The 20,210-nt window shown below is 72.9% G+C and carries 20 protein-coding genes and 2 pseudogenes; 8 read left to right on the top strand and 14 right to left on the bottom strand.

Going from position 1 to position 20,210, the window contains the following annotated elements:
* The first annotated feature begins 96 nt into the window (after positions 1–96).
* The 3 genes from HJG43_10645 (at position 97) to HJG43_10655 (ending at position 2,882) form a co-directional block, all read left to right on the top strand.
* Complete coding sequence (locus tag HJG43_10645) at positions 97–255, top strand: hypothetical protein (protein ID UER54921.1); 159 nt, start codon at positions 97–99, stop codon at positions 253–255.
* 210 nt (positions 256–465) lie between these two features.
* The gene (locus HJG43_10650; protein UER54922.1) at positions 466–1,557 is read left to right on the top strand and encodes a thiamine biosynthesis protein ThiF; all 1,092 of its coding nucleotides are present in this window, start codon (positions 466–468) and stop codon (positions 1,555–1,557) included.
* Complete coding sequence (locus HJG43_10655; protein ID UER54923.1) at positions 1,554–2,882, top strand: AarF/ABC1/UbiB kinase family protein; 1,329 nt, start codon at positions 1,554–1,556, stop codon at positions 2,880–2,882. The genes HJG43_10650 and HJG43_10655 overlap by 4 nt, the downstream gene beginning before the upstream one ends.
* On the opposite strand, the gene HJG43_10660 is transcribed toward HJG43_10655, so the two are convergent.
* Together HJG43_10660 and HJG43_10665 are read right to left on the bottom strand one after the other, a co-directional pair.
* Complete coding sequence (locus HJG43_10660; protein ID UER54924.1) at positions 2,854–4,047, bottom strand: MFS transporter; 1,194 nt, start codon at positions 4,045–4,047, stop codon at positions 2,854–2,856. The two genes, HJG43_10655 and HJG43_10660, sit on opposite strands and share 29 nt — an antisense overlap.
* A 24-nt stretch (positions 4,048–4,071) precedes the next feature.
* On the bottom strand, positions 4,072–4,383 hold the full coding sequence (locus HJG43_10665; GenBank protein ID UER54925.1) for a hypothetical protein: 312 nt from the start codon (positions 4,381–4,383) through the stop codon (positions 4,072–4,074).
* A 1,117-nt stretch (positions 4,384–5,500) separates the two neighbouring features.
* Between HJG43_10665 and HJG43_10670 the strand changes: the two are divergent.
* Positions 5,501–6,873, top strand: a pseudogene (locus HJG43_10670) (IS1380 family transposase).
* Positions 6,874–7,016: 143 nt separating this feature from the next.
* On the opposite strand, the pseudogene HJG43_10675 reads toward HJG43_10670, so the two are convergent.
* From HJG43_10675 to HJG43_10710, 8 genes and pseudogenes are all read right to left on the bottom strand, one after another.
* A pseudogene (locus HJG43_10675) lies at positions 7,017–7,304 on the bottom strand (CpaF family protein).
* A 74-nt stretch (positions 7,305–7,378) separates the two neighbouring features.
* Entirely contained in the window at positions 7,379–7,837 is a 459-nt protein-coding gene (locus tag HJG43_10680; GenBank protein ID UER54926.1) for a hypothetical protein, read from the bottom strand.
* Complete coding sequence (locus tag HJG43_10685) at positions 7,834–8,238, bottom strand: pilus assembly protein (protein UER54927.1); 405 nt, start codon at positions 8,236–8,238, stop codon at positions 7,834–7,836. Before HJG43_10685 ends, HJG43_10680 begins: the two co-directional genes overlap by 4 nt.
* Before the next feature lie 74 nt (positions 8,239–8,312).
* Positions 8,313–8,711 (bottom strand): pilus assembly protein, encoded by a 399-nt coding sequence (locus HJG43_10690; GenBank protein ID UER54928.1) that lies wholly within the window; start codon positions 8,709–8,711, stop codon positions 8,313–8,315.
* An 18-nt stretch (positions 8,712–8,729) separates the two neighbouring features.
* Positions 8,730–8,921 carry a hypothetical protein gene (locus tag HJG43_10695; GenBank protein ID UER54929.1) on the bottom strand — a complete coding sequence of 64 codons (192 nt, stop codon included), beginning with the start codon at positions 8,919–8,921 and terminating at the stop codon, positions 8,730–8,732.
* Between the two features lie 48 nt (positions 8,922–8,969).
* Positions 8,970–9,905, bottom strand: a complete 936-nt coding sequence (locus tag HJG43_10700; GenBank protein UER55898.1) for a pilus assembly protein TadB — start codon at positions 9,903–9,905, stop codon at positions 8,970–8,972.
* A gap of 14 nt (positions 9,906–9,919) precedes the next feature.
* Positions 9,920–10,777, bottom strand: a complete 858-nt coding sequence (locus tag HJG43_10705; GenBank protein ID UER54930.1) for a type II secretion system protein F — start codon at positions 10,775–10,777, stop codon at positions 9,920–9,922.
* Positions 10,778–10,780: 3 nt separating this feature from the next.
* The gene (locus HJG43_10710) at positions 10,781–12,007 is read right to left on the bottom strand and encodes a CpaF family protein (protein UER54931.1); all 1,227 of its coding nucleotides are present in this window, start codon (positions 12,005–12,007) and stop codon (positions 10,781–10,783) included.
* A gap of 378 nt (positions 12,008–12,385) precedes the next feature.
* Here HJG43_10710 and ccrA point away from each other — a divergent pair, with 378 nt between their 5' ends.
* Both ccrA and HJG43_10720 read left to right on the top strand, forming a co-directional pair.
* Positions 12,386–13,723 (top strand): crotonyl-CoA carboxylase/reductase, encoded by a 1,338-nt coding sequence (gene ccrA, locus HJG43_10715; protein ID UER54932.1) that lies wholly within the window; start codon positions 12,386–12,388, stop codon positions 13,721–13,723.
* Between the two features lie 471 nt (positions 13,724–14,194).
* Positions 14,195–15,157 carry an AI-2E family transporter gene (locus tag HJG43_10720; protein UER55899.1) on the top strand — a complete coding sequence of 321 codons (963 nt, stop codon included), beginning with the start codon at positions 14,195–14,197 and terminating at the stop codon, positions 15,155–15,157.
* On the opposite strand, the gene HJG43_10725 is transcribed toward HJG43_10720, so the two are convergent.
* From HJG43_10725 to HJG43_10735, 3 genes are read right to left on the bottom strand one after another with little or no spacing between them, the layout of a single operon-like run.
* Positions 15,132–15,899, bottom strand: a complete 768-nt coding sequence (locus HJG43_10725) for an alpha/beta fold hydrolase (GenBank protein ID UER54933.1) — start codon at positions 15,897–15,899, stop codon at positions 15,132–15,134. The two genes, HJG43_10720 and HJG43_10725, sit on opposite strands and share 26 nt — an antisense overlap.
* Positions 15,900–15,937: 38 nt before the next feature.
* On the bottom strand, positions 15,938–16,264 hold the full coding sequence (locus HJG43_10730; protein ID UER54934.1) for a hypothetical protein: 327 nt from the start codon (positions 16,262–16,264) through the stop codon (positions 15,938–15,940).
* A gap of 45 nt (positions 16,265–16,309) precedes the next feature.
* Positions 16,310–18,088 (bottom strand): 3-hydroxyacyl-CoA dehydrogenase family protein, encoded by a 1,779-nt coding sequence (locus tag HJG43_10735; GenBank protein ID UER54935.1) that lies wholly within the window; start codon positions 18,086–18,088, stop codon positions 16,310–16,312.
* 139 nt (positions 18,089–18,227) lie between these two features.
* Here HJG43_10735 and nucS point away from each other — a divergent pair, with 139 nt between their 5' ends.
* Positions 18,228–18,923 (top strand): endonuclease NucS, encoded by a 696-nt coding sequence (gene nucS / locus HJG43_10740; protein ID UER54936.1) that lies wholly within the window; start codon positions 18,228–18,230, stop codon positions 18,921–18,923.
* A 45-nt stretch (positions 18,924–18,968) separates the two neighbouring features.
* Positions 18,969–19,925 (top strand): FAD-dependent oxidoreductase, encoded by a 957-nt coding sequence (locus HJG43_10745; GenBank protein ID UER54937.1) that lies wholly within the window; start codon positions 18,969–18,971, stop codon positions 19,923–19,925.
* 25 nt (positions 19,926–19,950) lie between these two features.
* On the opposite strand, the gene HJG43_10750 is transcribed toward HJG43_10745, so the two are convergent.
* Positions 19,951–20,196, bottom strand: coding sequence for a hypothetical protein (locus HJG43_10750; GenBank protein UER54938.1), 246 nt, complete (start codon positions 20,194–20,196; stop codon positions 19,951–19,953).
* Between the last annotated feature and the right edge of the window lie 14 nt (positions 20,197–20,210).

The raw sequence follows: 20,210 nt of genomic DNA on the forward strand, positions 1-20,210 counted from the left end.
CCCGTGCTCGGCTAGTGTGCTCCGCGGTCGTGGGAGCCCACCGCCGGACCGCGGCGCGGGCGGACCCTCAGCAGACATCGACAGAAGGAGGCCGTCATGGCCGAGGAGACCTACAAGGGCGAGTTCTACTGCGTGAAGTGCAAGGAGAAGCGCGAGGCGGAGGGCCGCGTCGTCGAGACGAACGGCCGCCGGATGGCCAAGGGCACGTGCCCGGTCTGCGGCACCAACCTCAACCGGATCCTCGGCAAGGCCTGAGCCCGCAGTCCTCGCAGCACGACGGCACGACCCAGCAACAGCGTCCCGGCGCCGTCCGGCCACCTCGTCAAGGCCGGACGGCGCCGGTCGCGTCCGGGGTGCGCCGGCGAGCGGGCGGCTGTGGACGACGCCGGCGGCGACCGGGCGCGGCGTGCCACCCTCCGGTGAAGCCCCGTCCCGACCCCGGGTCCCGACCGCCAGGAGGCGACCGTGCTGCGACTGCGTCCCGGCCTGACCGTGGCCTGGCGCGGCCCGGGCCGGGTTCAGCTCGGCCTCGGCGAGCACGGCACCGTCCTGGACGGGCTCACCCCCGTCGACGAGCAGCTGCTCACCCGGCTGGCCGCCGGGGCGCCGCTGGAGTCCTTGCTCGCGCTGGCCGAGCGGCTGGGCGCCCCCGAGCAGCGGGTGCACGACCTGCTCGCCGAGCTGCGGGCCGCCGGCGCACTGGCCGCTCCCGGGCGCTCGCCGTCCGCACGGTTGCCGGCCGCTGACCGGCAGCGGCTGACCCCGGACGCCGCGGTGCTCGGGCTGGCCTACCCGCACGGCGACGGCTGGCAGGTGCTGACCCGTCGCCGCGACCGCTGCGTCGCCGTGCTCGGAGCGGGCCGCACCGGCCTTGCCGTGGCCACCGCGGCCGCGGCCGCAGGCGTGGGGACGGTGCTGGTCGACACGATCGTCGTCGACCCCGACGAGCAGGCGCGGCTCGCCCCGGTGACCGCGGCGGACGTCGCCCCCGGCGGCTGGCGGGACGAGGACGTCGGACGCCCCCGGGTCGAGGCCGCCCGCGACGTCCTGGCCCGCCGGTACCCGGGGACCCGCACGTCCGCCCCGCCGGGCACGCGGCCCGACGTCGTCGTCCTGGTCGTGCACGGCGCCGCGGACCCGGTGCGCTGCGAGGCGCTGGTGCGCGAAGACGTGCCGCACCTGCCGGTCGTGTGGGGTGAGCGCGGGATCGAGGTGGGCCCGCTCGTCGTCCCGGGGGTGACCGGCTGTCTGCGCTGCCAGCACCTGCACCGCACCGACCGGGACCCGCAGTGGCCGCGGGTGCTGGCCCAGGTCACCGGACGCCGGACGCCCGGGGCGGAGGAGACGGCGCTCGCCGCCCTGGCGGCGTCCCTGGCCGTCGTCCAGGTGCTCGCCCACCTCGACGGGGGGCAGCCGGCGGTGCGGGACGCCGCCCTGGAGGTGTCGCTGCCGGACGGCGAGATCGCGGCCCGGCCGTGGCCGCCGCACCCCCGCTGCGGGTGCCGGTGGCCACCAGGGGTCGCGCCGGGCGCGCCGGCAGGGACAATGGCGGGGTGAGCGACCTGCCGCGCAAGGCGCTGTCCCGGTCCGTCAAGCTCGCCAGCCTGCCCGTCGGGTTCGCGGGACGGACGGCGTGGGGCATCGGCAAGCGGGTCGGTGGCAAGTCCGCGGAGGCGGTCGCCGCCGAGGTGCAGGCCCGCACCGCCGAGCAGATGTTCAAGGTGCTCGGCGAGCTCAAGGGCGGGGCGATGAAGTTCGGCCAGGCGCTGAGCGTCTTCGAGGCCGCGCTGCCCGAGGAGATGGCCGGCCCGTACCGGGCGACGCTGACCAAGCTGCAGGACGCTGCTCCCCCGATGCCCGCGGCGACCGTGCACAAGGTGCTCGCCGACCAGCTCGGGCCGCGGTGGCGCCGCTCGTTCGCCGAGTTCGACGACACCCCGGCCGCCGCGGCGTCCGTGGGCCAGGTCCACCGCGCCCGGTGGAAGGACGGCCGGCAGGTCGCCGTCAAGGTGCAGTACCCGGGTGCGGGGGACGCGCTGATCTCCGACCTCAACCAGGTCTCCCGGGTGGCGCGGATGGCGACGGGCTGGATCCCCGGCCTGGACATGGGGCCGATCCTGGCCGAGCTCAAGGAGCGGGTCGCCGAGGAGCTCGACTACGGGCTGGAGGCCGAGGCGCAGTCCCGGTTCGCCGAGGCGTTCGCCGGCGACCCGGACTTCGCCATCCCCGCCGTCGTCCTGGCCACCGACCGCGTCATCGTCTCGGAGTGGCTCGAGGGCGTCCCGCTGTCGCGGGTCATCGCCTCGGGCACCCAGGAGGAGCGGGACGCCGTCGCCCGCCGGTACGCCGAGCTGCTGCTGCTCGGCCCGCAGCGGGCCGGGCTGCTGCACGCCGACCCGCACCCGGGGAACTTCCGGACCACCCCGGACGGCCGGTTCGGCGTCCTGGACTTCGGTGCGGTCAACCGGCTGCCCGACGGGATGCCGCCGGAGATCGGCCGGCTGCTCTCCCTGGCTCTGGCCGGGCAGGCCGAGGACGTCGTCGAGGGCCTGCGGGAGGAGGGGTTCATCCGCTCCTCGGTGACCATCGACCCCGAGGGCCTGCTGGAGTACCTGTCGCCGTTCCTGGCTCCGGCGCGCACCGAGACGTTCCGGTTCACCCGGGCGTGGATGCAGGAGCTGTTCGGGCACATCAACGACCCGCGCAAGCCGCAGTGGTCGACCGGGCTCAAGCTCAACCTGCCGCCGGAGTACCTGCTCATCTACCGGGTCTGGCTGGGCGCGCTCGGGGTGCTGTGCCAGCTCGAGGGCGAGGTGCCGGTGCTCGAGGTCTTCGAGGCCTACCTGCCGGAGTTCACGGCGCCGGATCCCGCCGCCGGGTGAGCGGCAGCACGGCGAGCAACGGCACGGCGGTCAGCGCGACCGCGCCCGGCAGGCCGGCGCCGAGGCCGGCGACCCCGCCGACCGCGGCCGCCCCGACGGCGGTGCCGGTGTCGAACCCGGCGTTCCACACCGTGCTCGCGGTCGCCGACCCGTCCGGGCCGGCGCGGCGGAACGCGAGGAGCAGGGTGAGGTTCTGCACCGCCCCGTAGCCGACGCCGGTCAGGGCGCTGCCGGCCAGCACGAGGACGGCGGCCGTCGGGCTCGCGGCTGCGGGTGGGTCGGCGGCGCCGGCGAGGCCGGCGGCGGTGACGAGCACGCCCGACGCGGTGAGCAGCACCACGGGCACGAGGAGCCCACCCGGACCGCGCCGGTCGGCGAGTCCGCCGACCGCCCACCGGGCGACGGCCGCCGTGGCGCCGAACGCGAACAGGGCGACGGCGGCGAGCGCACCGGCCCCGGTGAGCGCGATGGGCACGAACGTGAGCAGGCCCCCGCCAGCGAGGGTGGCGGCGACGAGGACGAGCGCGGGGGCGGTGGCGCCACGGGCGGCGGCGGGGTCGAACGGGCGGGCGGTGGAGCCCGTGGCACGCCGCCCGAGGTCGCCGTAGCGCAGAGCGGCGGGGACGCCGAGAACGGGCAGCACGCCGAGCCAGAGCACGAGCTCGAAGGAGAACCGCTCGGCAAGCAGCACCCCGCCCGGGACGGCGAGCAGGTTCGGCATGGCGATCGCCGCGCCGTACAGGCCGGCGGTGCGCCCGTACGCGCCCTTGGGGGCGAGCAGGGCGACGAGCAGGCTGCCGATGACGGTGAGCAGGCCGAAGCCGACGCCGCGGACGGCGGAGACCGCGGCAAGGGCGGCCGGGTCGGTGCTCAGCGCGTAGAGCGGGGCGGGAGCGCCGAGGGCGACGAGGCCGGCGGCCAGCGCCGGGCTGATGCCCACCCGGGCGAGCAGCGCGGGGACGGCGAACTGGGTCGCCACGGTAGCGACGAGGGTGGCGGTCGTCGTGACGAGCCCGGCGGTGGCGTCACCGGCGCCGCCGCGGGCAGCCCACAGCGGCAGCGCCGACAGCAGCAGGGCGAACCCGCCGAACCCGGCCAGGGCGGTGACGAGCAGGCCGCTGACGCCGTCGGTGCGCAGCAGGTCGCGGGTCGTCACGTCGGGCACCGGGCGAGGGTAGTCAGGGAGAGGTCAGCCGCCGAGGTCGGTGCGGGCACGGGAGGTGACCGTGAGCGGGACGCCGTCGGAGAAGGCCGCGATGACACTGCTCAGCAGCGGCGGGCGGGCCCGGGCCGTCAGCGTCACCTGGGCAGTGCGCCCGTCCGGGGTGCCGGTGCCCGGCGCGACCGCCAGGTCCTCGAACCGGGCCGGCGCCTCGAGGAGGGTGAGGTAGTCCTGGACGCTGGCGCGCACCGACGCGTCGGTCAGCGGGACACCGGACTGCGGGCTCGTCCCGCCGGTGTAAAAGGCGTCGAGGTCGACGGCGTCCGCCGCGTCGAGCACAGTTCACGTGAGACGATGTCGCGAGACGTCGATCAACATATGACCGACGCGTACCAGCCCCCTTCTTTCTAGCGCTGCCGAGCACTACGATCCTTGCCGTGGGACTGACCGATTGGATGGGTCGCCGGAACGACCGAGCTTTTCAAAGGCTCTACGACCGCCTTTATGATGACGCATGGAAGCGTTCGTCAACCGCTGATTCTGTACAACGGCACTTCGAGGCTGACTACTACGCAAGGGCGAAGGGGAGCCCATACGCCAGCCAAGAGCAGTTGGCCTTCTATGAGACGGAAGCGGTCCTTCGGTGGGGCGGTCGGATCGAGCCCGACCCCATGGCCCAACTCCGCCGGGTCGCGGAGGAACAGTGGCGAATTTGCTTCGACGGTGATTTCGCTCCTACGAGGATTAGTGCTCTTAGGCTGACGAATAACCGTCTGCTCGCAGCCGCGTGGACATTCACATGGTGCTCGACCTGGGCAAGATTGTCTGCGAGTCTGCTCAGCGTCCCGCCAGCGGCTGCCTTGCTCCCGTCACTGATTCAAGAAAGCCTCGTCAAGACGGGCGATAGTTTTAATGTGCCGCCATCGAACATTTTCGAGTGGCTCAGCGCTAACGGCCCCAGGGTAACCACCGAGGACTGCACCGAACAGTTGCTCCGGTGGCGATCAGAGGCAACGTCGAATGCGCAGGAGGGCTAGGGCTCCATCCGGGGACCGAAATAGTGTCCGCCACGTCCGAGATCACGTACCGGAACCACTCCAGCAGCGATCGGCACAATCACTCCGAGATCCCCACGGGCAATGCATCACTTACGGCGTGCCACCTCGTACCCGAGTGGCCACCAGTTGTCCCGCGCCCTGACGAGCGGTCTGCCCGACCGCTCCGACAGCACGCCGCCAACCACGTCACGCCGGCGTTCCGAGCCGACGAGGTGACCCAGATCAACCACCTACGGCTGCCGTCCGGCAGCATGGCGTCGACGAACGGCGTACTCAGCCCTGATCCACCGACCGGGTTCGGCGGTGTGAGCGTGGCGTAGGGCGAGAATGCCCTCTTGAGCTGGGAGGATGTGGATTGCGACGTCTACGTCCAACCGCTCAAGAGGAGCACCTCGCAAGTGAAACCTTCTCACACGATCCGGCCGGTCTTCGATGACCCGAACCTGGTGTCGTCGGCGGGCCTGGTCCCTGCGTTGCGGCTGGCCGAGACCGCCGGCCTGTACGACCTCCTGGAGGAGGTGACGGTGCCTTCGCCGAACGCTGCGGTGAAGGCGGCGTGCGTGGTGGCCGGGATGCTGGCCGGCGCGGACTGCATCGATGACATGGACCTGCTGCGGCACGGCGGGATGACGAAGGTGTTCGGTGGGGTCCGCGCGCCCTCCACGCTGGGCACGTTCCTGCGGTCGTTCACCCACGGGCACGTCCAGCAGCTCGACAAGGTCAACGCCAGGCTGGTGGCGGGCCTGGCGGTGCGGGTCCCGGGCCTGCTGGCCGGCGCGGACACCGGCGGGATCGCCACGGTCGATGTCGATGACACCGTGCGGGAGGTCCACGGCTACGCCAAGCAGGGCGCCGCGTTCGGGTACACCAAGCAGCGTGGCCTGAACATCCAGCTCGCCACGGTCTCGACCCCGCTGGCCGCGCCGGTGATCGCCGGCGCGAGGCTCCGGTCGGGGAACACCGCCTCGGCCACGGGCGCGGGCCGGCTGCTGGCCCAGGGGATCACCACCGCCCGCGCCGCTGGCGTGAGGGGCCGGATCCTGGCCCGGGCGGACTCGGCCTACTACGGGTGGGCGTTCGTCGGCACCGCGATCAGGCACCAGGCGTGGTTCTCGGTCACCGCCCGGATGACCAAGACCGTCACCGCAGCGATCGCCAGCATCCCCGCCGACGCGTGGCAGCCGATCGAGTACCCGGACGCGATCTACGACGAGGCCGAGCAGCGGGGGTCTCCCACGCCGAGGTCGCCGAGATCCCGTTCACCGCGTTCACCTCCCGCCGCAGGGGCGAGCACGTCACCTGCCGGCTCATCGTCCGCCGCGTGAAACGCCTCCAGCCGTTCGCCTGCGATGGGACCGAGCAGGGCGAGCTGTTCGCCACCTACCGCCACCACGCCTTCATCACCAACAGCACGTTCTCGACCATCGAGGCCGACGAACGTCACCGCGACCACGCGATCGTCGAGCAGGTCATCGCCGAGCTCAAAGACAACGCCCTGGCCCACCTGCCCAGCGGACGATACGCGGCGAACGCCGCCTGGGTCGCCCTGGCAGTGATCGCGTTCAACCTGGCCCGCGCCACCGCCGTCGCAGCAGACATGGCCAAGGCCAGATGGGCCAGCCTGCGCACCAAGATCATCGCCGTCCCCGCCAGGATCGCCACCACCGCCCGCAGGCTCGACCTCCACCTGCCCCGCGACTGGCCCTGGGCACCCGGATGGGAGTCGCTGTGGACGGCCGCGACCGGCCCACCCACCCTGGCAACGACCTGACCATCCAGCCCCAGCAGGGCGCGACTCGAGGAACCCGACGTGGAAGAGCCGGCACAGGCCGGCGGACCAGCCACGCCCACGACACCGACCGACCTCATCAGGCCACCGAAACCACCCAAGCCGAATCAGCGCGGTGGATCAGGGCTCAGGTCGACCCGCCGGCCCGACATCTTGAGCATCCGCTCCACCAGGTCGCGGACCTGGTCGGGCCGCAGGATCGTCGTGGTGAGCTCCGGCTGGCCGTTGCGAGCGACGAACACCTTGCCCGGCTCGTTGATCCACAGCTCCTCGACCTGCGGGTCGTCCAGGTAGCGCTGCAACGGCCCGAAACCGGCGACAGAGTCCAGGACAGACCGCACGACGTCCTGCGGCAGCGGCGGCAAGTGACCGGTCAAGGACCGCTCGTCGTAGTCGGCCACAGGGTCCTCCACTTCGACCGCGAGGCCGCGAGAACAACGGACACGGACAGATCACCCGCTGGCAATGGGCACACCGCAGCTCGACGTCAGCCGCCGAGGTCGGTGCGGGCCCGGGAGGTGACCGTGAGCGGGACGCCGTCGGAGAAGGCCGCGATGACACTGCTCAGCAGCGGCGGGCGGGCCCGGGCCGTCAGCGTCACCTGGGCGGTGCGCCCGTCCGGGGTGCCGGTGCCCGGCGCGACCGCCAGGTCCTCGAACCGGGCCGGCGCCTCGAGGAGGGTGAGGTAGTCCTGGACGCTGGCGCGCACCGACGCGTCGGTCAGCGGGACACCGGACTGCGGGCTCGTCCCGCCGGTGTAGAAGGCGTCGAGGTCGACGGCGTCCGCCGCGTCGGCGGCGGCGGCGTCCGCGACCGCGAGCAGCCGTTTGCGTTCCAGGTGCACGGCCGAGGCACTGGCGACGACCGTGACCAGGGCGAGGGCGATGAGCGCGTAGACGAGGATGAGCAGGAGGACCTGGCCGTCGTCCCCGGCGGGCCGCCTCATCCGCGAAACCGGTCCACGACGGCCACCGCGTCGGCCGAGACCGGCACCCGGGTCGGCACGACCGCGTCGACGAACCGCGGCACACCGGGCAGGACGACGTCGAAGGTCACCGTCACCGTGACCCGGCCCTCCGGCTGGTGGCACGGGTCCAGCTCGCACGCGACGTCCAGGGCGGCGTCCGGATCGACGTCGGTGAACCCCTGGTCGGTCAGCGCCAGCAGCACGGCCGCGTGCGCCCGGCCGGCGCCGCTGGCCTCGTCGGTGGCGGTCGCGAACGCGCGGGCGGCCTCGCGGGCGGCGCCCTCGACCGCGAAGGCCCCGGCCTGGACCCGGCCCAGGGTGACCACGAGGTAGACGACGGGCACGAGCAGCAGCACGCCCAGGGTGACGAACTCGACCACCGCACTCCCGGCGTCCCCGTGGGCTACCCGCCGGCCGCACCACGGACGGGGCCGTCCCGTCGGTTGGCGACCGCTCACCCGTCCTCCCGGACGCCGTGCCCGCTCACCGACATGACCCCTGACGGGCCGAGCAGACCGATTACCGGCAACGGTGCGCGGACCGTCACCTCCACGGTCGGAAGCCCCATCACCTCCCGGTACCCGGCCACCACGTCCTCGGCGTAGCGGTCCGACAGCGACACGGCGATGAGCTCCCGGGTGCGCTCGGCCCCCTGCTCCGGCGTCCGGTCGGCCAGTGCTCCGAACCGGGCACCTTCCGCGGCGCAGTCGATGAGCGTGTTCCGCACGTGCTGGACGGCGGCGAGCTGGATGACGGCGACGAACACGAGCGTGACGAAGGCGCCGACGAGCACGAAGTCGACGACTGCCGACCCTCCGTCGCCACGCTGGTGCTGCGTCACGTTCACGGCCATCGTCCCGTCGCGGCGTGCTCAGAAGCCGAGGACCCGGTTCATCGCCTCGGTGAACACCTGCTCCAGGGCGTCACCGGCGACTGCCCAGATTCCGATCACGAGCCCGGCGGTCATCAGGGTGACGAGCACCCAGCCGGGCACGTCGCCACGGTCGCCGTCGAGGCCGGCGGCGCGAACGGCGCGGACTCGTTGCAGGAGTCGGATGGTCATCTCGGATCCTCTCGATGATGAGGTGGCGGGTACTGCGTTCCTCAGGGGTCACAGATCAAGGGACAGCACGGCCAGACCGGGGTAGATGGCGAACAGGACGGTCACCGGCAGCACGAGAAAGACGACCGGGACCATCATCGCGATCTCCTTCTTGCCGCCGGCCTCCATGAGCTCGCGGCGTCCCTGCTCGCGGACGTCCTGGGCCTGCGCCCGCAGGACGTCGGCCAGTGGGGTGCCGCGCTCGACGGCCACCACGACGCCGTCGACGAAGCGCGCCAGGCTCGGCAGGGTCGTCCGATGGGCCAGGCCCTCGAGCGCCTGGACCAGCGACGCGCCAGCCCGCGCGTCGGCCAGAGTGCGACGCAGCTCCGCCGACAGCTCGCCGGCACAGGTTCGCGCTACGCGCTCCAGGGCCCCCACGGCACCTTCGCCGGCACCGACGGACAGGGCGAGGAGCTCGGCCACGGTCGGGAACTCGGCCATCATCCGCTGCTCCCTGGCGCGGACCTGACGGGTGAGGACGTAGTCCCTGGCGAGGACGCCTCCCGTTGCGGCGATCACGACCAGCGCGACGAGGAGCAGCAGGGACACGCCACCGCGGGCGGCGAGCGCCACCGCGAGGAGTACGCCGGCGGCCGCACCGGCGACACCCCAGAGCACCTGCTCGGCACGGAAGCTCTCGACGGTACGGCCGCCGCCGAGCTGGTCCAACCGGCGGCGGACCGACGCCGGCCCCCCGGTGAGGCGTTCGATGCCCCGAACCACGTCCGCCAGCACCGGGCCGAGGAGCCGCTCGAGCACCGCCACCGGAGTGCTGGGCGCACTGCGGCCCAGGAGCCGGGACGGAGGGGCTACTTCCCGCAGGTACGGCGCGAGCCGGTCGTCCAGGGACGGCTTGCGCAGCGCAGGCAGCCGGACGACCACGAGCCACAGGCCGAGACCGCCGACCAGTCCGAGGACGGCGCCACCGACGGGCGTGGACAGCCAGGACGTCGCGCTCACCGCAGCACCCGCTCCTCCTCCGGCAGCCGGCCGAGCCGCACCATGAGCCGGTAGGCGACCACGGAGACGGCGGCACCCGTGGCCAGGACGAGGACGCCGGCGGGACGGTTGTAGGCGGCGACGGCCTCGGGGCGGGTCGCGAGCAGCGCGAGGACGATCCAGGGCGCGGCCACGGCGAGCCGGGCGGCGTTGACGGTCCAGCTCTGCCGGGCCTCGAGCTCGGCGCGGGTGCGGGCGTCCTCGCGCAGGAACGCCGACAGGGTCCGGAGCAACCGGCCCAGGTCGGACCCGCCGACCTCACGCGTGAGGCGCAGCGCTTCGATCAGCCGGTCGGCCACCGGGTCCGCCAGGCGGTCCTTGAGCCTGGCCAGACTGTCGATGAATCGTCCGGAGGCGCGGTAGTCCTCGGCGAACTCACCGAATGCCGGGCGCAGCTCCTCCGGGCCGCGGTAGGCCAACTGGGAGAGCGCCTCCGGCAGGGACAGGCCGGCGCGGATCCCTGATGAGAGGTGGTCGACGACTTCGGGCCACAGGTCACGCAGCTGCTCCCGACGCTGGCGGGCCCGCATCCGGACGAGGGCGATCGGAGCCCACCCCGCGATGACCGCGAAGCACGCGGCGATCGGCGGGGACTGAGACACGGCGAGCACGGCCAGACCGGTGGCTCCTGCGGTCGCCAGGCAGGTCGCGAGCACCACCCGGATGGACACGGCGCCGAGACCTGCCTGCGCCAAGGCGTCATGGACGCGGTCCCGCCACCGTTGCCGGCGAGCGCTCGTCCCGGTCTGCGGCCAGAACGACCACCAGATGCTGAACACACCTGCTCCCAGCAGCAGTCCCACGACGAGGGCCACCGTTCACACCCCCGACCGGGGCGCCAGCAGCCGGGCGAGGTCGACGCCGGCACGGAGGAACCGGTCCTCGTGCGGCGGAAACCCTTGCGCCCGAACAAGACGCCCCTCCCGGGTGACGAAGAGGTCTGCCGTCTCGACGACGTCGTCCTCGGTCCTGCCTGGCACGGCGACGATCTCACGCACCACGCGCCGACCGTCCGGCTCCATCGTCACGTGCACGACGAGGTCGATGGACGACGCGACGGTCGGCACGACGAACCGCGAGGAGACGTTCTCGCCGGCCAGCAAGGGCAGGGTGCACATCTTCGTGATGGCCTCACGGGCAGAGTTGGCGTGGACAGAGGCCATGCCGGGCAGCCCACTGTTGAGAGCGATGAGCAGATCCAGGCTCTCTGCCTGACGGACCTCCCCCACGATGATCCGGTTCGGGCGCATGCGCAGGGCCTCCTTCACGAGCCGGCGCAGCGGGATCTCTCCGGTCCCCTCCAGGCTGGCCTGACGGCACTGCATCCCGACGACGTCCCGCAGGGGCACCTTGAGCTCGAACACCTCCTCGCACGTGATCACCCGCTCGCGCGGTGGGACGGAGGCGGCGAGGCAGTTGAGCATCGTCGTCTTACCCGCCTGGGTGCCCCCGGAGACGAGGATGTTCAGCCCGGCGGCGACGGCGGCGTCCAGGAACTCCGCGGCATGCGCAGTGAGCGTGCCCAGCCCTACCAGCTCGTCGAGCCGGGAGGCTCGGACGACGAACTTGCGGATGTTGACGGCCCAGTGCTCACGGGTGACGTCGGGGATGACGACGTGCAGGCGGCTGCCGTCCGGCAGCATGGCGTCGACGAACGGCGTGCTGAGGTCGACCCGCCGGCCGGACGTCTTGAGCATCCGCTCCACCAGGTCGCGCACCTGGTCGGGTCGCAGGATCGTCGTGGTGAGCTCCGGCTGGCCGTTGCGAGCGACGAACACCTTGCCCGGCTCGTTGATCCACAGCTCCTCGACCTGCGGGTCGTCCAGGTAGCGCTGCAACGGCCCGAAACCGGCGACAGAGTCCAGGACAGACCGCACGACGTCCTGCGGCAGCGGCGGCAGGTGACCGGTCAAGGACCGCTCGTCGTAGTCGGCCACGGCGTCCTCGACGAGCCGGCGCATGGCCACCGGGTCCCGTAGCGGGTCGAGCCCGCGCCGGCGGACGAGCTCGCGCACCTCGTCCTCGACGATCGCCACCGCGTCCACGACTTCCCCGTTCGTCGCTCTCCGCAACCCCGAGGCGGCAGAGTAGGGCGAATCACCGGTCCGCGGGAGTCCCCCTGTGGATAACGCGATGACGCCTCCTGATCACCGCGGCCTGCGCCGTCTCGCACAGAATGCTGGATTCCGCACCCGTTCACCGGCGTGTTGCGCCACCAACCCAGCATTCTGCGAGCGGGCCAGGGTGGCGGGATTGCATGATCACGAGGGGTGGGGTGGCGGGATTGCATGATCACGAGGGGGTGGGGGTGGTGGGGGGCGTACCGGGAGAGACCTACGTCACCGGTGCGAGCCCCTCGCGGTGGGGGCTACGCGTCAGTAGCCTCCGGTCACCACGACGCCGACACAGTCAGGGAGCCCGCCGTGCAGCACATCCTCGACGCCATCCTGTCCGGTACCGCGACGAGCGAGGACTACGCCGCCCTCGACGTCCCCGACCACTACCGCGCGGTCACCGTGCACAAGGACGAGGTCGACATGTTCGCCGGCCTGCCGGCGCAGGAGAAGGACCCGCGCCGCTCGCTGCACGTCGAGGACGTCCCGACCCCCGAGCTCGGCCCCGGCGAGGCCCTGGTCGCCGTCATGGCCAGCGCGATCAACTACAACACCGTGTGGACGTCGATCTTCGAGCCGGTGTCGACGTTCGGCTTCCTCGAGCGCTACGGACGCACCTCGCCGCTGGCCAAGCGGCACGACCTGCCCTACCACGTCATCGGCTCCGACCTGGCCGGGGTCGTGCTGCGCACCGGCCCGGGGGTGCACGCCTGGAAGCCCGGCGACGAGGTCGTCGCGCACTGCCTGTCGGTCGAGCTCGAGCGCCCCGAGGGCCACAACGACACGATGATGGACCCCGAGCAGCGGATCTGGGGCTTCGAGACGAACTTCGGCGGCCTGGCCGAGCTCGCGCTCGTCAAGGCGAACCAGCTCATGCCCAAGCCGGCCCACCTGACCTGGGAGGAGGCCGCGAGCCCGGGCCTGGTGAACTCCACCGCCTACCGCCAGCTGATCTCCCGCAACGGCGCCGGCCTCAAGCTCGGCGACACCGTCCTGATCTGGGGTGCCTCCGGCGGTCTCGGCTCGTACGCCACCCAGCTGGCGCTGGCCGCCGGCGCCACCCCGGTGTGCGTGGTCTCCAGCGCTGAGAAGGCCGACATCTGCCGGGCGATGGGCGCCGACCTCGTCATCGACCGCAAGGCCGAGGAGTTCCGGTTCTGGAAGGACGAGACCACCCAGGACCCGCGGGAGTGGAAGCGCTTCGGCACCCGGATCCGGGAGCTCACCGGTGGCCGGGACGTCGACATCGTCTTCGAGCACCCGGGCCGGGAGACGTTCGGGGCAAGTGTCTACGTCGCCCGCCGCGGCGGCACCATCGTCACGTGCGCCTCGACGTCCGGGTTCTGGCACGAGTACGACAACCGCTACCTGTGGATGAACCTCAAGCGGATCGTCGGCTCCCACTTCGCCAACTACCGCGAGGCGTGGGAGGCCAACGACCTCATCGCCCGCGGGCTCATCCACCCGACGCTGAGCCGGAGCTACCCCCTCGAGCAGACCGGGCAGGCGACCTACGACGTCCACCGCAACCTGCACCAGGGCAAGGTGGGCGTGCTGGCCCTCGCGCCACAGGAGGGTCTGGGTGTCCGGGACCCGGAGCTACGCGCCCGCCACGAGCAGGAGATCAACCGGTTCCGCAACGTGTGACGCGCCGACGCCGCCGCACGCCCCGCGGTCGCTAGGGTCACGCTCGTGAACGAGGACGGCGGCGGCCGGGTGCGGCGCTGGCGCGAGCGCGTCCGCCGGCTGCGGGCCGCCGTCCCGGCGCGGCCGCGTCCCACGGGCTACCCCCGTCCCCCGCGCGCCGCCCGCAGACAGGCGGTGACCGGGGTGCCGACGCTCGACGCCCTGCTCAACCCCCCGCCGGACGACGCCGGTGGGGAGCCGGCCGACGCGGACACACGTTCCCCGGGCATCGCTGGCGACGACCCGGACGCCGCGGCCGCGACCTCGGACGGCCCCCCCACCCTGGGCCCGGACACCGGCCGGCCGGAGCGTCGGCGGGGCCGCTTCGGACCACCCGGCGAGCCGATCAACCGCGGCCACCCGTTCTACGTCGGCTTCGTCGGCGCCATCGGCGTCCTCGTCGCGTGGGGTCTGGTCAACCTGCTCGGCGCGATGTCCTCGGTGCTGACGCTCGTCGTGATCTCCCTGTTCCTCGCCCTCGGCCTGGACCCCGTCGTCGCGGGGATGCAGAACCGTGGGGTGCCGCGCGGGGCGGCGATCGCGCTCGTGTTCGTCGGCCTGCTGGCCGTGTTCACCGCGTTCATCTCCTCCGTCATCCCGCCGGTGGTCAACCAGGCGGCCGAGATCGCCGCGTCCGCCCCGCAGTACGTCGAGCAGGTCTCGCAGTACCTCCAGCGCTCGGAGTGGGTCAACGAGCTCGACCAGGAGTACGGCGTCACCGACCGCGTGCTCACCGAGCTGGAGTCGGTGCTGGCCAGCGGGCAGACGGTGACGACCATCTTCGGCGGCATCTTCGGAGCCGGCCAGGCCGTGGTGTCGGGGGTGTTCAGCACGGTCACCGTGCTCGTGCTGACGTTGTACTTCCTTGCCTCGCTCAACGGCATGAAGTCCATGACCTACGCCCTCGTACCGGCGTCGCGACGCCGCCGCGTCCAGCTGCTCGGCGACGAGATCACCCGCCGCATCGGCGGGTTCGTCGGCGGTCAGCTGCTGCTGGCCGCCATCAACGGGCTGCTCAGCTGGATCGTCCTGACGGTGTTGGGCATCCCCTACGCCGAGGCCCTCGCCTTCGCTGTCGGCGTGCTCGGCGTCGTCCCTCTCGTCGGAGCGACGCTCGGCGCCGTCATCGTCGTCATCGCGGCGCTGTTCACGTCCCTGACGTCGGCGCTGATCCTGACCGCCTACTACATCGCCTACCAGCAGTTCGAGAACTACGTCCTGGCGCCACGGGTGATGGCCCGCACCGTCTCCGCACCGGGCGGGGTGATCCTCGTCGCGGCGCTCGCCGGCGGCAGCCTGCTGGGGATCGTCGGCGCCCTCATCGCGATCCCGCTGGCGGCCGGGCTGCTGCTCATCGTCGAAGAGGTCGTCATCCCGCAGCAGAACCGGGCCTGAGGTCGTCCACGATCTCGTAGTCGCCCGCCCACGTCGTCGGCAACGGCGACGCCGCGGGGTTGACCCGGGCGACGATCTCGTCGAGCACCCGGCGCACCTGCGCCTCCCCCACCCACAGGTGCCGGGCGTTCTCGACCACGACGACCTCGGCCTGGGTCAGCGGGGCGAAGCCCTTCCGGGCGGGCCCCGGCGGCAGGAAGTCGTCGTGCTCGGGGACGAGGGCGAGCACCGGCTTGCCCGAGTCGGCCCACCGTCGCAGGTCCTCCGGGCCGGAGTACCGCAGGGGCGGCGAGAGCAGGATGGCACCCTCGACGGACGGGTCGCAGCCGTGCCGCAGGGCGAGGTCGGTGCCGAACGACCAGCCGACGAGCCAGCGCCGCGGCAGGTCGTGGAACTCCGCGTACTCGATCGCCGCCGCCACGTCGAAACGCTCGCCGTCCCCGCCCTCGAAGTGCCCCTCGCTCGTCCCCCGAGGACTGCTGACTCCCCGCAGGTTGAACCGCAGGACGGCGAGGTCGGCCAGCGCCGGGAGCCGCCAGGCGGCCTTGCGGAAGACGTGGCTGTCCATGAACCCACCGTGGGTGGGCAGCGGGTGCAGCGTGATGAGGGTGGCCACGGGGTCCCGGTCCAGCGGCAGGGCCAGCTCGCCGACGAGCGTCAGCCCGTCGGCGGTGTGCAATTCGATGTCCTCCCGGCGGGCGGGCAGGACGGTGTTCGACCGGATCCGGATGGGTTCGCTCATCGCTGCGGCAGCCTACCGACGCCTGGCTCCGGTCGTGCTCAGCGCCGGGGGCGCCGCCGGGACCGGGCCTGCCAGCAGGGCCGGTGCCAGTGCCGGCGGTCGGCGACGGCGCTGTCCTCACCGAGCAGGTCGTCGGCGGGCCAGACGACGAGGTGCGCCACCCCCGGCGGGATCTCCTGGTCGCACCCGGGGCACCGGTAGGTCTTCGTCGACCCGGCGCCGCTGACCGGCCGGACGAACCACTCCCGGCCGTCCCCGCCCTGGCGGCGGGGCGCCGATCCGAGCGCCCGCTCGACGTCGAGCGGGGCGGGCCGGGCCGCGGGCGCGCGCCGGCCGCCGCGACGGGGGCGGTTGCTGCGGGGCACGCACCGATTGTGACGCAGGGCGATGACGGGACTGACCGTCCCGCGTCAGGCGTAGGTGCGGAAGCCGCGACCGGTCTTGCGGCCGAGGTAGCCGGCCATGACGAGCTGCTCGAGCAGCGGTGAGGGGGCGAAGCCCGGTTCGCGGAACTCCAGGTACAGCTGCCGCTCGATCGCGAGGGCCACGTCGAGTCCGACGACGTCGAGGACCTCGAAGGGACCCATCGGGTAGCCGGTGCCCTTCTTCATCGCCAGGTCGATGTCGTCGGCGCTGGCGTAGTGCGCCTGGAGCATCTTCACCGCGTCGTTGAGGTAGGGGAACAGCAGGGCGTTGACGATGAACCCGGCGCGGTCGCCGCAGGTCACCGGGTGCTTGCCGATCCGGCGGCACAGGTCCACGACGGTGGCGGTGACGTCGTCCGCGGTGGAGACGGTGTGGACGACCTCGACGAGCCGCATCACCGGGGCGGGGTTGAAGAAGTGCATGCCGATGACGTCGCGCGGACGCTCGGTGGCCGCCGCGCACTCGACCACCGGCAGCGAGGACGTCGTGGTGGCCAGGACGGCGCCGGGCCGGCAGATCTCGTCGAGGTTGGAGAACAGCGCCTGCTTGACGCTGAGCTCCTCGACCACGGCCTCCACGACGAGGTCCACGTCGCGCAGGTCCTCCAGGTCGGTGCTGCCGGTGAACCGGGCCAGGGCGGCGTCCCGCTCGTCCTCGGAGAGCTTGCCGCGCTGGACGGCCTTCTCCAGGCTCTTCGTCATCGCCGCGACCACCCCGGCGATCTTCTCCTGACCGCGGGCGACGAGGACGACGTCCAGACCGGCCTTGGCGAACACCTCGGCGATGCCGGTCGCCATCGTCCCGGAGCCCACGACGCCGACCCGGCGGACGTCGCGCAGCCTCGTCCCGGCCGGCGGCTCGCCCGAGGGGGTGAGCTCGTCGGGGACGACCTGGGAGGAGCCCGGCTCGGCGTAGGTGTAGAAGCCGCGGCCGCTCTTGCGGCCCTTGAGACCGGCGGTGACCATCTGCTTGAGGATGGGGCTCGGCGCGTGCAGCCGGTCACGGCCCTGCTTGTACATCGTGTCCAGGATCTCGTAGGCGGTGTCGAGGCCGATGAGGTCCATCAGCGCCAGCGGGCCCATCGGGTAGCCGGCGCCGAGCTGCATCGCCGCGTCGATGTCCTCGCGGGTGGCGTACCGCGACTCGTACATCGACACCGCGTGGTTGAGGTAGCCGAACAGCAGCGCGTTGGCGATGAAGCCGGCCTTGTCCCCGACGACGACCGGCTCCTTGCCCAGGCGACGGGCCAGCTCGACGACGTCGGCGACGACGTCCTCCTCGGTGACGACGGTCCGCACCACCTCGACGAACGGCAGCACCGGGGCGGGGTTGAAGAAGTGCATGCCGACGACGCGGCGCGGGTTGTGCGTGGCGACGGAGATCTCGGTGACCGACAGGCTCGAGGTGTTCGTGGCGAGGATCGCGTCGGCGGACACGATCGAGTCGAGCTTGCCGAAGATCTCCCGCTTGAGGTCCAGGTGCTCGGGCACCGCCTCGATGACGAGGTCGGTGCCGGCGAGGTCCTCCAGCGCGGTGGTGAAGGAGATCCGCCCGAGCAGCGCCGCCTGGTCCTCCTCGCTGAGCTTGCCGCGGCGCACGGCGCGCCCGGTGGACTGCTCGACGTGGGCGCGGCCGGCCTGCACGGCGGCGTCGTCCACCTCGACGGCGACGACGGCCAGCCCGGTTCGGGCCAGCACCTCGACGATGCCGGACCCCATCGTGCCGAGGCCGACCACACCGACCGTGCTGATCTCGCGGGCCATGACGTCCTCCGGGAGTGCGTTGCGTTCTCGTGGCGGGACCGGCGCTGCCGGCCGCGGGTACGGGCATCCTCGCAGAGGCCGGGCCGGCGCAGAACCGTGCGCTCGGTCACCCGCGCCCGACGACGGTAGCCTCCGCGCCGTGCGCCTGGTCATCGCCCGCTGCTCGGTGGACTACGTGGGCCGGCTCACCGCCCACCTCCCGCTGGCCGCCCGGCTGCTCGTCGTCAAGGCGGACGGAAGCGTGCTCGTGCACTCCGACGGCGGCTCCTACAAGCCGCTGAACTGGATGAGCCCGCCGTGCTCGCTGACCGTCGCCGAGCCGGCGCCCGAGGACGCCGCCGCCGGCGTGGAGCAGGTGTGGACGGTGCAGGCGGCCCGCAGCGAGGACCGCCTCGTCGTCCGCGTGCACGAGGTGCTGCACTCCTCCCAGCACGACCTGGGCGTCGACCCCGGTCTGGTCAAGGACGGCGTCGAGGCGCACCTGCAGCGCCTGCTGGCCGAGCAGATCTCCACCCTCGGCGAGGGGTACACCCTCGTGCGCCGGGAGTACCCGACGGCGATCGGTCCGGTCGACATCCTGGCCCGGGACGCGCGCGGGGCGACGGTGGCGGTCGAGATCAAGCGCCGCGGCGAGATCGACGGCGTGGAGCAGCTGACCCGGTACCTCGAGCTGCTGAACCGGGACCCCCGGCTGGCGCCGGTGACGGGGGTGCTCGCGGCGCAGGAGATCCGCCCGCAGGCACGGGTGCTCGCCCAGGACCGCGGGATCCGCTGCGTGACGCTCGACTACGACGCGTTGCGCGGCGTGGACGACGTGGCGTCCAGGCTCTTCTGAGCACCGACGGCTGACAGTCCGCCGGACGGCGGGCATGCTGGCCCGGTGACCCAGCGTGTGATCGTCGTCGGGGCCGGAGTGATCGGCCTGTCCTGCGCCGTCCGCCTGGCCGAGGCCGGGTTCGACGCCCACGTCCTGGCCCGCGAGCTGCCGCTGGAGACGACGTCCGCGGTGGCCGGCGCGCTCTGGTTCCCCTACCGGGCCGAGCCGGCCGCCGACGTCGCCCGCTGGGGGCGCGTCACACTCGAGGAGCTGCTGCGGCTCGCGGTCGCCGAGGAGGAGGCGGGTGTCCTGGTCCGGGACGGCGTCCTGCTGCACCACACCCCGCCGCAGCGGCCGTCGTGGGCCGACGCCGTCTCGGACCTCACCTCCCTGCACCCGGTCACCGACCCGGCGCCCGGTTACCGGCACGGGCTCGCCGCGCGGTTGCCGCTCGTCGACATGGGCCGCTACCTGCCGTGGCTGCAGGCCCGCCTGGAGCGGGCCGGCGGCACCGTCACCCGGATGCCGCTGCCGGCGCTGCCCGAGCGCGGTGTCGTCGTCAACGCGACCGGGGTGGCCGCCCGGGCGGTCGCCGCCGACCCGCTGGTGCACCCGGTCCGCGGCCAGGTCGTCGTCCTGGAGAACCCCGGCCTGGACCGGTGGCTCGTCGATGACGAGGAGACCCCGGACGGCCGGCTCGTGTACGTGCTGCCGCGCACGGACACCGTCGTCGTCGGTGGCTGCGCGGTCGAGGACGACTGGGACCCGGTGCCGGACCCGGACCTGGCCCAGGCCGTCCTCGCCCGTGCCACCGAGGTCGAACCGCGCCTGCGCGGCGCCCGCGTGCTGGCCCACCGGGTGGGCCTGCGGCCCGCCCGCTCCGCGGTTCGCCTCGAGACGACCCACTCGGACGAGGGCACGGTCGTGCACTGCTACGGCCACGGCGGCGCCGGGGTGACCCTGTCGTGGGGATGCGCCGACGAGGTGCTCGAGCAGGTTCGCGCCGCCACCGGGCACTGACGGCACGCAGGGTGCTGAGCGGCACTCACCCCGGCACGTCACCGACGCGCCGCCAGCCGTCGGCGTCGACCTCGACCACCCCGGGCACCCGGAGCAGACCGGGCAGGGCCGCTGCGACGCCGACCGGGACGCGGACGACGACCGTCTCACCCCGGTGCAGATCCGCCAGGGCCTCCAGCTGGGCCCAGGGGTCCGTGGGGCCGAGGTCCACCGACGCCGGCGTCCCGTCCGGCACGAGCACGAAACGGGCGGGGCACTGCAGGTCACTCACGGCGGCAGCCTGCC

Source organism: Kineosporiaceae bacterium SCSIO 59966, from assembly GCA_020881835.1.
In the GTDB taxonomy this organism is placed as follows: Bacteria; Actinomycetota; Actinomycetes; order Actinomycetales; family SCSIO-59966; genus SCSIO-59966.

What these genes read in the sequence shown, in the direction of transcription:
- HJG43_10645 (UER54921.1), top strand. Translation starts at nt 97, where the DNA reads ATGGCCGAGGAGACCTACAAGGGCGAGTTCTACTGCGTGAAGTGCAAG.
- HJG43_10680 (UER54926.1), bottom strand. Translation starts at nt 7,837, where the DNA reads ATGAGGCGGCCCGCCGGGGACGACGGCCAGGTCCTCCTGCTCATCCTC.
- HJG43_10690 (UER54928.1), bottom strand. Translation starts at nt 8,711, where the DNA reads ATGGCCGTGAACGTGACGCAGCACCAGCGTGGCGACGGAGGGTCGGCA.
- HJG43_10695 (UER54929.1), bottom strand. Translation starts at nt 8,921, where the DNA reads ATGACCATCCGACTCCTGCAACGAGTCCGCGCCGTTCGCGCCGCCGGC.
- HJG43_10720 (UER55899.1), top strand. Translation starts at nt 14,195, where the DNA reads ATGTCCTCGGTGCTGACGCTCGTCGTGATCTCCCTGTTCCTCGCCCTC.
- HJG43_10725 (UER54933.1), bottom strand. Translation starts at nt 15,899, where the DNA reads ATGAGCGAACCCATCCGGATCCGGTCGAACACCGTCCTGCCCGCCCGC.
- HJG43_10735 (UER54935.1), bottom strand. Translation starts at nt 18,088, where the DNA reads ATGGCCCGCGAGATCAGCACGGTCGGTGTGGTCGGCCTCGGCACGATG.